This is a genomic window from Marinobacter denitrificans (genome assembly GCF_008795955.1).
GTDB classification, from domain to species: Bacteria; Pseudomonadota; Gammaproteobacteria; order Pseudomonadales; family Oleiphilaceae; genus Marinobacter; species Marinobacter denitrificans.
This window is the reverse complement of the sequence record NZ_VMHN01000008.1, coordinates 47,785-64,614: the sequence shown is the minus strand read 5'-3', so window position 1 is coordinate 64,614 and position 16,830 is coordinate 47,785. Positions and strand designations below refer to the sequence as shown.

Here is a 16,830-nt window from a genome sequence, read left to right as displayed (position 1 = left end):
AACATGCATGAACAAAAAAGTTTGGGGTCGAGGCTAGCGATGTTCAGAAAACTCAATGTATACGTCGGCGTAATTGCTTTTGGGTTGTTGTCCGGCCTGGCCAATGCGGTCACGCTGGAAGACGTGTCGTTTTCGTCGCTATCCGGAGACCGGGTGGAAGTGACGCTGAAATTTGATGGCCAGCCGCCGGAACCGAGCGGTTACACCATCGAGCGGCCGGCACGTATTGCCGTTGACCTTCGGGAGACCACCAGCGGGCTCGACAGCCGCAATATATCGTTGGGCTCGGGAAATGCCCAAAGCATGACGGTGGTCGAAACCAAGGATCGTACCCGGCTTATTTTCAATCTTGCGGAACTGGCTCCTTACAAAACAGTTCGCGATCAGAACAGTCTGGTTGTCACCATCGGTAGTGAAAGCGGCGCCTCGGCGTCGACCGCTGGTTCGTCACCCACTGCGTCTCCTATGACCTCCGGGCAGTCGACCACGTCCTCTTCTTCGGGTTCAGGTGATGGGCTCGCGGGTGTCGATTTCCGGAGAGGCAAAGACGGGGAGGGCAGGGTAATCGTGGATCTCGGCAGTGCCAGCACGCCTGTTGATCTTTCCGAACTTGGCGGTCGGATTCGCTTGACCATGGATGGAACAAATGTACCCGAGAACCTTCGTCGCCGGCTTGATGTGACAGATTTTGCAACGCCGGTTACCCGCATTGATACCTTCACTGAAGATGGCAACGCCGTAGTAGAAATTCGCCCAGAAGGCAACTACGACTATATCGCTTATCAGTCTGGTTCCCAGTTTACCGTCAGCGTAGAAAAACTGACGGAAGAGGAGGCTGAATCGCGCCGGGAAGAGAAGTTCCCGTACACAGGCGACAAGCTTTCTCTGAACTTCCAGGACATCGAGGTTCGTTCGGTGCTTCAGCTGATCGCTGACTTCACCGGTCTTAATCTTGTGGCCAGCGATACGGTCAGCGGCAGCATTACCCTGCGCTTGCAGAATGTACCCTGGGATCAGGCACTGGACCTGATTCTGAAAACCAAGGGGCTGGACAAGCGGCAGATCGGAAACGTGCTTCTGGTGGCGCCTGCTGACGAAATTGCGGCCCGCGAGAAACTGGAACTGGAAACGACCAAACAGATTGCCGAGTTAGCGCCGGTTCGCCTGGATATCATTCAGGTCAACTACGCCAAGGCGTCGGACATTGTGGCCCTTATTGAAGCCGATGAAGAACTGATTTCTTCGCGTGGCTTTGTGTCCTCTGACGCCCGTACCAATACTATTAGCGTTCGGGAAACCGCTGAAAAGCTGGATGAGATCCGTCGTCTGGTTTCAACATGGGATGTCGCAGTGCGACAGGTTTCTATCGAAGCTCGCATTGTTCGGGCGCAGACAAACGTGGCCGAGAGTCTTGGTGTACGTTGGGGCGGTGCTGGCTTTGATACCAGAGGCGATGGCAGTGTGATCTCGGTCGGTGGTTCGCTGGGTGGCGTACAGGATGGTCGGGATTCTTCTGCTGGTCCTGGCTTTGAAACGACCTTCCCGGATGCACTGGCTGTAGATCTTGGGGTAAGCGGTGACGGTGCGTCTTCTTTTGCTATTGGCTGGGGCAGTGACGACTTCCTGGTGGACCTGGAGCTGTCTGCACTGGAAAGCGATGGCCAGGCTGAGGTAGTCTCCCAGCCGCGGGTAGTAACCGCTGACCGCCAGACCGCCAAGATCAAATCCGGTGAAGAAATTCCCTATCAAGAGGCGTCTTCCAGTGGTGCGACTTCGGTTTCCTTCAAGGAAGCGGCGTTGTCTCTGGAGGTTACTCCGCAAATTACACCGGATGACAAGATCATCATGGACCTGGTGGTTAACCAGGACTCCCGAGGTGAGGTGACAGCTGGTATCCCCTCCATCAACACGAACGAGGTGACTACTCAGGTTCTTGTTGGAAACGGCGAGACCGTGGTTCTGGGCGGTATCTTCCAGTCCGAAGTGGCAACCACAGTCACCAAAACACCGTTCCTGGGCGATATCCCCTATCTGGGCCGGTTGTTCAAGCGCACCGAGCATATTGATGAGCGGAGCGAACTGCTGATCTTCATCACACCGAAGATCATTAAAAGTGACCTGATCCAGTAATTCGGTCGCATTTGTGAAAAACCGCCGTCCACGTACGGCGGTTTTTTTTGCCTGTCCGTTTTTCGAATCTTATGGAAAACGTTACCCTGTGCTATTCTCACCCGCCGGAATACAGATGAGCGGAAGTTATGTCCTTGCCAAAACGAATAGTCCTTGTGGGCCCGATGGGGGCCGGCAAAAGCACGATTGGTCGCATGCTGGCCAAGGAGCTGGGCTATCGATTTCTGGATTCCGACCGTATTATCGAGGAACGCTGCGGGGCGAATATTCCCTGGATTTTTGATGTTGAAGGCGAGGATGGTTTCCGGCAGCGTGAAACCGCCATGCTGGCGGAACTCTCACAGTATCCCCAGACCGTCCTGGCCACCGGTGGTGGGGCCGTAATGCGCGACGAAAACCATGCTCATTTGAAGCGAGATGCAGTGGTGGTTTATCTGAAAACCTCGATAGAACAGCAGGTGGAAAGAACACGGCGGGACAGAAACCGTCCCCTGCTGCAGAACGACGATCCGGAAGCTGTTCTGAGGAACCTGTTCGCTATCCGGGATCCGATTTATACGGAACTCGCCGATGTGGTCATGTTTACCGATCGCAAAAGTCCTAGGCTGGTGGTGCGGCAATTGGTGAATCGTATCAATCCCCGGACGCCGAGGCATAAACGACAGATACGCAAAGAAGGCAGAAATCATGCGTGATTCAGTGCGGGAACTGACGGTGGATCTGGGAGAGAGAACCTATCCGATCATAATCGGTCAGGGTCTGCTGGGTAACTATGATCTGACCCCCTTCGTTCATGGTAAGCAGGTCATGATTGTAACCAATGAGACGGTCGCTCCACTGTATCTGGAAGCCGCCGAGGCTTGCTTTCCCGGGAAGCAGGTCGACACGGTGATCCTGCCGGATGGGGAGAGGTTCAAGGACTGGCAAACCCTGAATCAGATATTTGATCATCTGCTGCAAATGCGCCATTCACGCAAAACCACCCTGGTTGCATTGGGCGGGGGTGTAGTGGGGGATATGGCTGGATTCGCTGCTGCGTCGTACCAGCGAGGGGTGCCGTTTATCCAGATACCCACCACATTGCTCTCCCAAGTGGATTCTTCCGTGGGTGGTAAAACGGGCATCAATCACCCGCTGGGCAAAAATATGATCGGTGCCTTTCATCAGCCTGAGGTAGTACTGATTGACACGGATAGCCTTAGCACGCTTCCCTCTCGGGAAGTCTCGGCTGGTCTCGCGGAGGTGATCAAGTACGGCTTGATCCGTAATACGGAATTCCTCGGCTGGCTTGAGCAGCACATTGACTCACTGGTGGCCCTGCAAACGGAGGCGCTTGGGGAGGCTATTTATCAGTCGTGTGCCTGCAAGGCGGAGGTGGTGGCCCTGGATGAGAAAGAAGGCGGGTTGCGTGCGATCCTGAACCTCGGGCATACCTTTGGGCATGCCATTGAGACGTTTGCCGGATATGGTAAATGGCTACACGGCGAGGCTGTGGGGGCTGGGATGATGATGGCAGCGGATCTCTCCCTGCGTCAGGGAATGATCAGTGAGCAGGATCAAGCCAGAGCAATACATATAATTGAGCGCGCGAACCTTCCATCGCTGGCGCCCGCCGATATGACGCCAGATGACTTTCTTCGCCTCATGGCTGTTGACAAAAAGAATGTCGACGGCTCGCTCCGATTGGTTCTGCTTCGGGCGCTGGGTGATGCAGTTGTGACGGATGAGGTTGATACCTTGATGCTGGATGCAACACTCCGGGCTTTCTGTGCTGCTCATAAAGGCGCAAACACCTGAGTCATCACCGTCGATGGTATTAGAGAGAGGCGCTACAGGGAATGACAGTGGGAGACCAGGGGCTCAATAGTCTTGATGGAGGCGGACTTTTCCCGCGGTTGCAGGAAAGGTACGGCTTGAGGGCCGACCCCCTGGACATGGAGACACCTTTCTATCCGGACGCCTCCCGCCATCATGCCCTGGAGACACTTCGCCACCTTTGCGGCTTTGGTGATCTTGCGCTTTTGCTGACTGGCGATCCGGGCGCTGGTAAAAGTCGGTTGCTGGCGGAGTTGGTCAGAAGTGAGTCTTCCCGGCTCGAGTTTCACCGTCTTCCTACCGCTGCGTTGACCAGTACCCAGGCTCTTGCTCGTGCCTTGCTCGGTATAGCCCACACCGGACTGAAACCTGGTGAGGGAGCCCGCGATTCAGTGTATGGCTTCTTCCGCTGGTCTGAGAGCCGGGCGCGAAAGGGGCAGCGCATGGTTCTCTTGATTGATGATGCGGATCGGGCGCCGGCAGAGCTTGTCAGGTTGCTGTTGGCGGCTTTCACGGCCGCTGATCGTTCTGCCGCTGCCGTGCCGGTATTCAGTGGCAGTGGCCAGTTGATTGAGATGTTAGGGCTTTCCGGATCGAGCGATGGTGTGCACCAGATTCATCTCCGACCGCTCACCCGGGAGGAGGTGGCCGCCTATCTGGAACCCAGAATTCATCGAGCAGGTGGTGACGCAAAGGCATTACTTGCCCCGGCGAGGCTCTCGCAGATACACAGACTGAGCCAGGGAAGTTTTTCCCGTCTGAAGCGCATAACACCGGCGGTATGGCTTGATATGGTTTCATCCGGAAGCAACAGCGAGCGCAGGCGGTCCTTTTCCATGCCGCTTAATTTGCGCTGGCCAGCGTTGGCTCTGGTGCTTCTGGCGGGTTCATGGTGGTTGGTTTCGCAGCAGTATGATGACTCTGTGGCCCGGGAGCAGGCGGTGCCTGAGGTGGAAACCCTGCGCAAGAGTATAACCATTGGCCCCGACAATCCTCAGCTCGAGCCGGAAAATCCTGTTGTTGAGCCAGTGAACGTCCCATCCGAATTGACAGTGGAAGGCCCTTCTCCACAGTCTGTTCCAGAGCCAGAGCCAGAGCCAGAGCCAGAGCCAGAGCCAGAGCCAGAGCCAGAGCCAGAGCCAGAGCCAGAGCCAGAGCCAGAGCCAGAGCCAGAGCCAGAGCCAGAGCCAGAGCCGGAGCCGGAGCCAGGCTTTTCACCGGCAAGTCCTTCTCATTTTGTGGCCCTTGATCAGGTCAGGGCTCGCCCGGGCTGGACTGTACAACTGATCGCCGGCAATCGTGAGCAAACCGTCCTCAGCCTGATTGATCGGTACAGTTCCATTCCAGGTATCCGCTATACCCGGGCCGAGCGGCAGGGACAGGACTGGTTTGTAGGCTTTTACGGAGATTTTGCCTCCAGTGATGAAGCTCGGAATGCAGTTGAGGGCCTTCCCCAGGCCCTTCAGGATCAAACCCCCTGGCTCAGGCGCATGCGTGATTTCTGAGCGTTTTTTCTTCTTGGTTTTCATTTTAAGTGCAATAAAAACAACAATCTGAGTCGGGTTTGTGGTGGCTGTCTGGTCGGTTGTCACACTCGTAACCCGTGGTTTCGCGCCCTAAAATAAAACCTCTTTGGTTTGAGTACGTATTTCTACGCGTGTAAAATAGCCAGCCCCCATTTTCAGTGTCAAAGGGTGGGAATATTGCATTTGTTCGAGTAACCCTTTGATTGAAAAGCATTTCTACGCGAGAGAACGCTTATGATGACAGGTTTGTATCATCCCGATGAATTCAGGGACAACTGCGGCTTCGGCCTGATCGCCCACATGAAGGGTGAGGCCAGCCACAAGTTGTTGCAAACTGCCATCGAGTCGCTGACCTGCATGACCCACCGCGGTGGTATCGCTGCAGACGGAAAGACCGGCGATGGCTGTGGCCTCCTGATCCAGAGCCCCGATGCCTTTTTGCGAAAGGCTGCGAAAGCGGAGTTTGGCAAGGAGCCTGAAGGGCAGTTCGCTGTGGGGCAGGTGTTCCTTAACCCGGATGAAACCAAGGCAGCGGCAGGCCGTGCAGCCGTGGAAAAGCGCCTCACAGAGCAGGGCCTGGAAATCATGGGTTGGCGCAAGGTGCCGACCGACGACAGTTGTCTCGGGCCCATGGCGCTGGATTGTCTGCCATGGATTGAGCAGGTATTTGTGGTGCCTGCTGCAAAGACCGAGCAGGAATTTGCCATCGCGCTGTTCGTTGGTCGCCGCCACGCCGAACGCGATATGGCGGATGATTCCGAGTTCTACATTTGCAGCCTGTCCCATCGCACATTGGCCTACAAGGGCCTGATGATGCCGGCAGACCTGGCGAATTTCTACAAGGATCTTGGTGATCCGGACCTGCAGACGGCTATCTGTGTTTTCCACCAGCGCTTCTCCACCAATACGATGCCGCGCTGGCCGCTGGCCCAGCCGTTCCGTTACCTGGCCCACAATGGCGAAATTAATACCGTTGATGGCAACCGTAACTGGGCCATCGCCCGTGCAGCCAAGTTCAGCGCACCGGAACTGCCGGACCTGCAAACCCTGCAGCCACTGGTGAATCTGACCGGTTCCGACTCTTCCAGTATGGACAATATGCTGGAAGTCCTGCTGGCCGGCGGTGTCGATCTGTTCCGTGCCGTACGGATGATGATTCCGCCTGCCTGGCAGAACGTGGACACCATGGATTCCGAGTTGCGGGCCTTCTACGAATACAACTCCATGCACATGGAGCCATGGGACGGCCCGGCCGGCCTGGTTCTGTCTGACGGCCGCTATGCCGTCTGTATGCTTGATCGCAATGGCCTTCGCCCGGCCCGCTGGGTAATCACGAAAGATGATTTCATCACCCTGGCATCCGAAATCGGCACCTACGGTTACAAGCCAGAAGATGTGGTAGCTAAGGGCCGGGTAGGCCCGGGGCAGATGCTGGCCATTGATACCGAATCAGGCGAATTGCTGCACACCAAAGACGTGGATGACCGCCTGAAGTCGGCCCAGCCCTACAAGCGCTGGCTGCGGGAAAATTCTCTGCGGGTGGAAACCACGCTGAACCAGGACACCCCCGATTTCAAACTGATGCAGTCTGATGAGCTGCACATACACCAGAAGATGTTCATGGTGTCCTACGAGGAGCGGGACCAGGTGCTGCGTCCGCTGGCTGAGAACGGCCAGGAAGCAGTGGGCTCGATGGGTGATGACACCCCCATGGCGGTTCTGTCCAGCCGTGTCCGTCATGTGGCGGATTACTTCCGGCAGAAGTTTGCCCAGGTGACCAACCCCGCTATAGATCCATTGCGCGAATCCATCGTGATGTCTCTGGAGACCTGCATTGGCGCCGAGCGTAACGTGTTCGAGGAAACAGCCGAGCACGCCAACCGGATTATCCTGACAACGCCAGTGCTGTCACCGGCCAAGTTCCTTAAGATCGCCAATAACGATCGGCCAGGTTTTGAGGTTGCCCGCATCAGTATGAGCTATAGCCCCGAAATGGGGCTTGAGCAGGCTGTGAGGAAGGTATGCGACGATGCCGAGCAGGCGGTCCGTAGCGGTAAGGTTATCCTGATCCTGACGGATAAGGACCTGAAAGAGGGTGAGCTGCCTGTAAACGCCATGATGGCGACTGGCGCGGTGCATCACCACCTGGTCAAAAAAGGCCTGCGGTGTGACTCCAACATACTGGTAGAAACCGGCTGGGCCCGTGATCCTCACCATTTCGCCGTCCTGTTTGGCTTTGGTGCCACGGCGGTCTACCCGTATCTGGCGTATCAGGTGCTCAATGACCTGATCCGTACTGGCGAACTGATGATGGATCCCATAGATGCGAAGAACAATTATCGCAAGGGCATCAACAAGGGGCTGCTGAAGATTCTGTCCAAGATGGGCATCTCAACCATCACCTCCTACCGTGGCGCCCAGTTGTTCGAAGCCATCGGTCTGGCAGATGAAGTGGTGGATTTGTGTTTCAAGGGCGTCCCCAGTCGCATTCAGGGGGCCGGATTCTTTGATTTCCAGCAGGATCAGGAGCAATTGGCGGCGGTCGCCTGGAAGCCCCGCAAGCCGATTTCCCCGGGTGGTCTGCTGAAGTATGTTCATGGCCAGGAATATCACGCCTTCAACCCGGATGTGATTGCCAGGCTGCAAGAGGCAGTTACCAGCGGCGATTACGGGCAGTATATGGAATACGCCGGGTTGGTAAACGAACGCCCGGTTTCCACGCTGCGAGACCTGCTGGGCTTCCGTAAAGACATCAAGGCCATCGATTTGTCGGAAGTGGAGCCGGTGGAGAATATCTTCCCGCGCTTCGATTCTGCAGCTATGTCTCTGGGTGCTCTGTCTCCTGAGGCCCACGAGGCCCTTGCGGTAGCCATGAATACCTTGGGTGGTCGCTCGAACTCTGGCGAAGGTGGGGAGGACCCTGCCCGCTACGGTACCGAGAAGCGCTCCAAGATCAAGCAGGTGGCATCAGGCCGTTTTGGTGTGACAGCCGAGTATCTGCGCAGTGCCGATGTCATGCAGATCAAGGTGGCCCAGGGCGCCAAACCCGGTGAGGGTGGCCAGTTGCCCGGTGGTAAGGTCAATGATCTCATCGCGCGCTTGCGCTACTCGGTACCCGGGGTGACGCTGATTTCGCCCCCTCCACATCACGACATCTATTCGATCGAGGACCTGGCTCAGCTGATTTTTGATCTCAAGCAGGTCAACCCGAACGCCCTGGTTTCCGTGAAACTGGTTTCCGAGCCCGGCGTCGGCACCATCGCCGCCGGTGTAGCCAAAGCCTATGCGGATCTGATTACCGTGTCCGGTTACGACGGGGGTACAGCGGCCAGCCCGCTCACCTCCATTCGTTACGCAGGCTCTCCCTGGGAGCTCGGCCTGAGTGAAACCCAGCAGGCGCTGCGGGCCAACGACCTGCGCGGCAAGATCCGGCTGCAAACTGATGGAGGCATCAAGACCGGTCTGGATGTGGTCAAGGGGGCCATTCTCGGCGCTGAAAGCTTTGGCTTTGGCACCACGCCGATGGTGGCGCTTGGCTGTAAATACCTGCGGATCTGTCACCTTAACAACTGTGCGACCGGTGTTGCGACCCAGAATGAGCACCTGCGAGAGGAGCATTTCAAGGGCACCGTGGAAATGGCCATGAACTTCTTCCGTTTCGTAGCGGAAGAAACCCGGGAGTGGCTGGCCAAGCTTGGTGTTCGCAGTCTGGAGGAGCTGGTGGGTCGGGTGGACCTGCTGGAGCGCCTGCCGGGCGATACCCCGCGCCAGAAAAAGCTGGATCTGACACGGCTGCTGTCGAACGACCATATTCCTGCGGACAAGCCCAACACCTGTCAGGTCGAGCGTAACCATCCGTTTGATCAAGGTAAGCTGGCTGAGCAGATGGTGAAAGACACGGCTGATGCCATAGCGGCCAAGGCCGGTGGTACCTGGTCCTACAGGGTCACCAACTGTGATCGTTCGATCGGTGCCCGCCTGTCTGGTGAGATTGCTCAGCTACATGGCAATCAGGGCATGGTTTCTGCGCCGATTACGCTCGAGCTGACCGGCACCGCTGGCCAGAGCTTCGGGGTCTGGAACGTGGGTGGCCTTAACCTGCTTCTTGAGGGGGATGCCAACGATTATGTGGGTAAAGGCATGACCGGTGGTAAGCTGGTGGTTCGGCCACCATCCGGCAGTGGCTTCAAATCCCAGGATACCTCGATTGTGGGCAACACCTGCCTGTATGGTGCCACGGGGGGCAAACTGTTTGCGGCCGGTACTGCCGGTGAGCGCTTCGGTGTGCGCAATTCCGGTGCCCATGCTGTTGTGGAAGGCGTAGGTGATCACTGTTGTGAATACATGACCGGTGGTCTGGTCACCGTGCTGGGAAGTACCGGCCACAATTTCGGTGCCGGTATGACCGGTGGTTTTGCCTATGTGCTGGATCTGAATAACACCTTCGTGGACAAGTACAACCATGAGCTGGTGGAAATCCAGCGTATCTCCAGTGAAGAAATGGAATCTTACCGGAACCACCTCCGTGGCGTTGTCCGGGAGCACATTTCCGAAACCGCGAGTGAGTGGGCAGAGCATATTCTTGACAATTTCGACGACTACATAGGCCGTTTCTGGCTGGTCAAGCCCAAGGCAGCGAATCTTCGCAGCCTGCTGGCCAGTACCCGGGCACGTCCCGAGTAACGGCGAGTGGAACAGGGTCGGGGCGTTGCCGTTGTGGTAACGCCTATGTCGAAATTGAGTTTGATGAGAGCTTCATAATGAAAGAACGACTGAGTAACGACTTCCAGTTTGTCGAAGTAGGGCGTATTGACCCCAAGAAAGTACCGGCAAAGAAGCGCAAGAAAGAGTTTGGTGAAATCTATCATCCATTCACTCAGGATCATGCGGCATCCCAGGCACATCGGTGTCTCGAGTGCGGTAACCCCTATTGTGAGTGGAAATGCCCGGTCCATAACTACATTCCCAACTGGCTGAAGCTGGTGTCTGAAGGGAATATCATGAAGGCAGTGGAGTTGTGTCATCAGACCAACTCGCTGCCGGAAGTCTGCGGCCGGGTCTGCCCCCAGGATCGTCTGTGTGAGGGCGCCTGTACCCTGAACGACGGCTATGGTGCAGTAACTATCGGATCTGTCGAAAAGTACATTACCGACACTGCCTTCGCGCTGGGCTGGAAGCCCGACATGTCCGCCGTTAAGTGGACGGACAAAAAGGTTGCGGTGATTGGTGCCGGGCCGGCGGGTCTGGGTTGCGCAGACGTGCTGGTGCGCAATGGCGTAAAGCCTGTGGTGTTCGATATCTACCCGGAAATTGGCGGCCTGCTGACCTTCGGCATTCCCGAGTTCAAGCTGGAAAAATCAGTGATGAGCCGTCGCCGCAAGATATTCGAGGAAATGGGTGTGGAATTCCGTCTTTCCACGGAAGTGGGCAAAGACGTCGCAATGGCGGACATTCTTGAAGAGTACGATGCCGTATTCATGGGCATGGGAACCTACACCTACATGAAAGGCGGTTTCCCTGGCGAGGATCTGCCAGGCGTTCATGATGCTTTGCCATTCCTGGTTTCCAACGTTAACCGCCGCCTCGGTTTCGAAGAAAATACCGACGACTTCATCGATATGAAAGGCAAGCGCGTGGTGGTGCTCGGTGGTGGTGATACCGCCATGGACTGCAACCGCACATCCATTCGCCAGCAGGCAGCGAGTGTGACCTGCGCTTACCGGCGTGACGAGAAGAACATGCCGGGCTCCCGGCGTGAAGTGTCGAACGCCAAGGAAGAGGGCGTCAAATTCATGTTCAACCGTCAGCCGATCGCTATAATTGGCGAGGATCGGGTCGAGGGAGTGAAGGTGGTTCAGACCCGTCTTGGTGAGCCTGACGAGAATGGCCGTCGCCGTCCGGAAGTGGTTGCCGGTAGCGAGGAAGTTATTCCCGCCGATGCGGTGCTGGTGGCTTTTGGTTTCCGCCCGAGCCCAGCCGACTGGTTTGACGAGCTGAACGTAAACACTGATGATTCCGGCCGTGTCAGCGCCCCGGAGGATGTGGAATTCGGCTTCCAGACGAGCAATCCCAAGATTTTTGCCGGCGGCGACATGGTCCGCGGCTCGGATCTCGTCGTAACTGCTATCTGGGAAGGTCGCCAGGCCGCCGAAGGCATCATGGATTATCTCGATATCTGATCGCCTCTGGTTTTGACCGGGATCAGAAGGGCGGCTTGCTGAACGCGGGTCGCCCTTTTTTATTGCCACAAACCGGGTATCATTGCCCTCCAAACTTTTGAAAGACAGCAGACTGGGAATGCTATGACCGAGCTGAAAAATGACCGTTTTCTGCGCGCGCTGATGCGTCAGCCCGTTGATCGCACACCGGTGTGGATGATGCGTCAGGCCGGCCGATACTTGCCGGAATACCGTGCCACTCGCGCCAAAGCCGGGGATTTTCTCAGTCTCTGCAAGAATACCCCGCTGGCATGCGAAGTGACCCTCCAGCCCCTGGAGCGTTTCCCTCTGGATGCTGCCATCCTGTTTTCGGATATCCTCACCATCCCGGATGCCCTGGGGCTTGGCTTGTATTTCGAAACCGGAGAAGGCCCGAAATTCCGGAATACCATTCGGTCTGCGGCCGATGTGGCCGCCCTGCCGAAGATCAATGCGGAAGTGGATCTGGACTACGTAATGAATGCCGTCTTCACGATCCGGGGTGCCCTCAATGGCAGCGTTCCGCTGATTGGGTTCTCTGGCAGCCCCTGGACTCTGGCCACTTACATGATTGAAGGCGGCTCTTCCAAGGACTTTCGCGAAGCCAAGAAGCTGATGTACAGCCAACCCGAGGTGATGCACCAGCTGTTGGATCATTTGGCAGACTCGGTCATTGATTACCTCAACGGCCAGATCCGCGCCGGCGCCCAGGCAGTGCAGATTTTTGATACCTGGGGCGGTGTGCTTAGCAGTTGGGCCTATCAGGAATTTTCCCTGAATTACATGAAGAAGATCGTCGCTGGCCTGATTCGTGAGAACGAGGGGCGCCATGTGCCGGTTATCCTGTTTACCAAGAACGGCGGTCAGTGGCTGGAGTCCATCGCGGATTCGGGGGCTGATGCAGTCGGTCTGGACTGGACAACAGACATCGCCAACGCACGTGCCCGTATTGGCGACAAGGTTGCCTTGCAGGGCAATATGGACCCGGCCATGCTGTATGCGCCGCCGGAGCGGATTCGTCAGGAAGTGGCGGATATCCTGTCCCGTTACGGCTCTGGGCCGGGGCATATCTTCAACCTCGGGCATGGGATCACCCCGGACGTGGATCCGGAGCATGCCGGGGCGTTTATTCGCGCGGTAACTGAGCTTAGCCCCGGCTATCATAATTAAGACTGATAGTTGGGAGTATCGGGCGGTTGCCGGGCCGTTCCAAAACACGCCCGTGAATCCATCCCTGGAGGGCTCGGTCGCGCCATCCATGGCGCTCCACGGTTTTGGAACGGCCCGGCAACCACCCTCTGCCCCACTTTCGAGTTATCGCTCCGCAGAGTCCCCTGTTCGGTGTTGACGCTAGATAGAAGCTCCTGTGGGGTCTATAGTCATATCAGACAAGACCGGTAACCAGGAGTAAATCTTGCCAGCCAAATCTCCCGAAAAACGTCGTTTCCACCGAATATCCTTCGATGCCGAGTGTGAACTGCATTGCCAGGATGAAGTGTGGCCGACCGAGGTATTGGATATTTCACTGAAGGGCGTTCTGGTGCAGCGGCCGAAGGGATGGAATGTTCCGTTGAAACAGCCGTGCGAGGTGATTATCCACCTTGATGATCATAAAGCCGCGATCGTGATGGCGGTGGCGTTACGGCATATTGAAGAGCATCGGTTGGGGTTCAAGTGTCAGTATATTGATCTTGAGAGTGCGACTCATCTGAAGCGGCTGGTGGAGTTGAATCTGGGGGATCAGGCGCTGCTGGAGAGGGAGTTTGCGCATTTGATTGAGTAACCTGATGGTTTTTGTCGGATTACGGCCTGTCGGCCTAATCCGACCTACGGTGACGAGATAGCTGCATATTATGGGGGAGGGGTTGGTAACACCTTTCCAAAAATGTGCGGAGCCAGGGATGGCGGAGCCCAAGCGCACATGGATGTGCTTGAAGCGTTTTTTGGAAAGGTGTTACCAACCCCTCCCATACACCTGACCAAGCAGGCTAGGTTCCAGAGCTTAAAGCTCCTCCAAAGCCGTCAGGGCATCACTAAGCTTGGTCACGGGAATAACTTTCATTCCTTCAATAGACTTTCGAGGTGCGTTGGATTTCGGCACCAGGGCACGAGTAAAGCCGTGCTTGGCAGCCTCGTAGATGCGTTCCTGGCCACTGGGTACAGGCCGGATTTCGCCGGACAGGCCGACTTCACCAAAGATCACCAGATCCTGGGGCAGGGCCCGGTCGCGGAAGGACGACACAATGGCAGCTAGCAGCGCCAGGTCCGCGCTGGTCTCGTTGACCTTCACGCCACCCACCACATTTACGAATACATCCTGATCCGATACATGCATGCCCCCATGGCGATGCAGTACCGCCAGAAGCATTGCCAGCCGGTTCTGGTCCAACCCCACCGCAACACGCCTTGGGTAGCCCCCCTGGGCCATATCCACCAACGCCTGGATCTCCACCAGCATTGGCCGTGTGCCCTCCCAGACCACCATAACGACACTGCCCGGGGCCGCCTCCTCGCCACGATTAAGGAATATGGCGCTGGGATTTTTAACTTCCTTGAGCCCCTGTTCCAGCATTGCAAACACGCCCAACTCGTTCACTGCGCCAAAACGATTCTTGATGCCACGCAGGGTGCGGTAACGGCTGTCACTGGAGCCTTCCAGCAGGATAGAGCAGTCGATCATGTGCTCCAGCACCTTGGGGCCGGCGAGGCTACCATCTTTGGTGACGTGCCCTACCAGGAAGAGGATTGTTCCGGTCTGTTTGGCAAAGCGAGTCAGGTAAGCGGCACTCTCCCGCACCTGGGATACGCTGCCCGGGGCGGATTCGGTTTCGGCCACATGCATCACCTGGATACTGTCCACCACCAGAATGCGGGGCTTTTCGATCTCCGCTACCTGCATCACCCGCTCCACGCTGGTCTCGGATAGCATCTTAAGGTCTTTGGTGGGCAGCCCCAGGCGCTTGGCGCGCATGGCAACCTGTTGCAGTGACTCTTCACCGGTTACATAGAGAGCAGGTACGCTGGATGCCAGGTGACAGACCGCCTGCAGCAGCAGGGTACTCTTGCCAGCACCGGGATGGCCGCCCATGAGAATGGCAGAACCTTCCACAAGCCCGCCACCCAGAACGCGATCGAACTCCTGCATGCCGGAACTGATGCGAGGCTGTTCGGCAAGGCTGACGTCGTCCAGGCTTTTTACTTCCGACAGACTACCTGCAAAGCCCTCGAAGCGTGCCCCGCGGGCACCCTTGGCATTGCCGCCACTGACGCCGCGGACCTCGCTGATGGTGTTCCAGGCCTGGCAGGCGGTGCACTGGCCCTGCCACTTGGAATAATCAGCACCGCATTCGGTGCAGACGAAGGCAGTTCTGGTTTTCGCCATTACGCCAGCTTCTTATACTTCATCCGCTGCGGCACCATCGCCGAATCGCCCTTGCGCTTCTTGTGGTCCTCATCATATTCGCTGAAGTTACCCTCGAAGTAGACCACTTCGCCGTCATCCTCGAACGCCAGGATATGGGTGGCCACCCGGTCCAGGAACCAGCGGTCGTGGGAAATGACCAGGGCGGAGCCGGGGAAGTTCAGCAAGGCTTCTTCCAGGGCGCGGAGAGTTTCCACGTCCAGGTCGTTGGTAGGTTCGTCCAGCAGCAGTACGTTGCCGCCTTCTTTCAACAGCTTCGCCAGATGCAGGCGGTTGCGCTCACCACCGGACAGGTCCGCCACGCGCTTCTGCTGATCAGAGCCCTTGAAGTTGAACCGGCCCACATAAGCCCGTGACGGGGTTTCGTAGTTGCCGATCTTCATGATGTCGTTACCGTCGCTGAGCTCTTCCCAGACGGTGTTGTCGCCGTTGAGATCCCTCATCTGGTCCACGTAGGCCAGTTTTACCGTCTCGCCAACCGTTATGGAGCCGCTATCTGGCTTGTCATAACCCGCAATCATGCGGAAGAGGGTGGATTTGCCGGCGCCGTTGCCGCCGATAATGCCCACGATGGCGCCCGGGGGAACGCTGAAGGATACATCCTCATACAGCAGCCGGTCATCGAAGGATTTGCTGATGCCGTCCACCTCAATCACCTTGTCACCCAGACGTGGTCCGGGCGGGATGTAAAGCTCGTTGGTTTCGTTGCGCTTCTGGAACTCCTGGGAGCTCATCTCCTCAAAGCGGGCCAGGCGGGCCTTGCTCTTCGACTGTCGGCCCTTGGCGTTACTGCGCACCCACTCCAGCTCGTGCTTGATGCTCTTCTGGCGGGAAGCCTCCTGCTTGGCTTCCACCTCAAGGCGCTTTTCCTTGTTCTCCAGCCACTGGCTGTAGTTGCCCTCGAAAGGGATACCCTGGCCACGGTCCAGCTCCAGGATCCAGCCGGCCACGTTATCCAGGAAGTAACGATCGTGGGTAATAGCCACTACGGTGCCGGTATAGTCGTGCAGGAAGCGCTCCAGCCAGGCCACGGATTCCGCGTCCAGATGGTTGGTGGGCTCGTCCAGAAGCAGCATGTCCGGGCTGGAGAGCAGTAGACGGCAAAGTGCAACGCGGCGACGCTCCCCGCCAGACAGATTCTTGACCGGCGCATCCCAGGCTGGCAGGCGCAGGGCGTCGGCGGCGACTTCCATCTTGCGCTCGATATCATGCCCATCGCTGGCCTGAATAAAGGCTTCCAGCTTCCCCTGCTTTTTGGCTAGCGCATCAAAATCGGCATCTGGCTCTGCGTAGGCGGCATAGACCTGGTCCAGCTCGGCCAGGGCGTCATGAATTCCGGAAACCGCCTCGTCGACAATTTCCTTGACGGTCTTGCTGTCATCCAGCTCGGGCTCCTGAGGCAAGTAACCCACGTTGATGCCGGGCTGGGGGCGGGCTTCACCAATGTAATCCTGATCTATACCGGCCATAATACGTAGCAACGTGGACTTACCGGCGCCATTGAGGCCCAGTACGCCGATCTTGGCGCCCGGAAAAAAGCTAAGGGAAATGTCTTTCAGAATTTCACGCTTGGGAGGAACCACCTTGCCCACGCGGTTCATGGTGTATACATATTGGGCCATGCTGTCAGAATCCTCTTGCGAAATAAGAGATTGAATCACTGAGGGTGTCGGGCTGAGCCCATCGGGCAGGGCGATCCGGGATCGTCAAAATCATGGATGATTTTGTCGAGCGTACAGGG

General features: G+C 57.0%; 10 protein-coding genes. 8 read left to right on the top strand and 2 right to left on the bottom strand.

The window, feature by feature from the left end; translation table 11 throughout:
• Window positions 1-39 precede the first annotated feature (39 nt).
• The 8 genes from pilQ (at window position 40) to FO268_RS18000 (ending at window position 13,451) form a co-directional block, all read left to right on the top strand.
• On the top strand, window positions 40-2,130 hold the full coding sequence (pilQ, locus tag FO268_RS18035) for a type IV pilus secretin PilQ (protein ID WP_191966994.1): 2,091 nt from the start codon (window positions 40-42) through the stop codon (window positions 2,128-2,130).
• A gap of 128 nt (window positions 2,131-2,258) precedes the next feature.
• Window positions 2,259-2,825 carry a shikimate kinase AroK gene (aroK, locus tag FO268_RS18030; protein WP_150994626.1) on the top strand — a complete coding sequence of 189 codons (567 nt, stop codon included), beginning with the start codon at window positions 2,259-2,261 and terminating at the stop codon, window positions 2,823-2,825.
• Window positions 2,818-3,927, top strand: a complete 1,110-nt coding sequence (gene aroB / locus FO268_RS18025; protein WP_150994625.1) for a 3-dehydroquinate synthase — start codon at window positions 2,818-2,820, stop codon at window positions 3,925-3,927. Before aroK ends, aroB begins: the two co-directional genes overlap by 8 nt.
• 41 nt (window positions 3,928-3,968) lie before the next feature.
• Window positions 3,969-5,450, top strand: coding sequence for an AAA family ATPase (locus FO268_RS18020; RefSeq protein WP_227716541.1), 1,482 nt, complete (start codon window positions 3,969-3,971; stop codon window positions 5,448-5,450).
• A 255-nt stretch (window positions 5,451-5,705) separates the two neighbouring features.
• On the top strand, window positions 5,706-10,154 hold the full coding sequence (gene gltB, locus FO268_RS18015; protein ID WP_150994624.1) for a glutamate synthase large subunit: 4,449 nt from the start codon (window positions 5,706-5,708) through the stop codon (window positions 10,152-10,154).
• Window positions 10,155-10,231: 77 nt separating this feature from the next.
• Window positions 10,232-11,650, top strand: a complete 1,419-nt coding sequence (locus tag FO268_RS18010; RefSeq protein ID WP_150994623.1) for a glutamate synthase subunit beta — start codon at window positions 10,232-10,234, stop codon at window positions 11,648-11,650.
• Between the two features lie 123 nt (window positions 11,651-11,773).
• Window positions 11,774-12,838 (top strand): uroporphyrinogen decarboxylase, encoded by a 1,065-nt coding sequence (hemE, locus tag FO268_RS18005; RefSeq protein ID WP_150994622.1) that lies wholly within the window; start codon window positions 11,774-11,776, stop codon window positions 12,836-12,838.
• A gap of 244 nt (window positions 12,839-13,082) precedes the next feature.
• Window positions 13,083-13,451 (top strand): PilZ domain-containing protein, encoded by a 369-nt coding sequence (locus FO268_RS18000; protein WP_150994621.1) that lies wholly within the window; start codon window positions 13,083-13,085, stop codon window positions 13,449-13,451.
• 219 nt (window positions 13,452-13,670) lie between these two features.
• Here FO268_RS18000 and radA read toward each other — a convergent pair whose 3' ends face one another.
• A complete protein-coding gene (gene radA / locus FO268_RS17995) occupies window positions 13,671-15,050 on the bottom strand; it encodes a DNA repair protein RadA (RefSeq protein WP_150994620.1) in 1,380 nt (459 codons plus the stop codon).
• On the bottom strand, window positions 15,050-16,711 hold the full coding sequence (gene ettA, locus FO268_RS17990; protein ID WP_150994619.1) for an energy-dependent translational throttle protein EttA: 1,662 nt from the start codon (window positions 16,709-16,711) through the stop codon (window positions 15,050-15,052). Before ettA ends, radA begins: the two co-directional genes overlap by 1 nt.
• Between the last annotated feature and the right edge of the window lie 119 nt (window positions 16,712-16,830).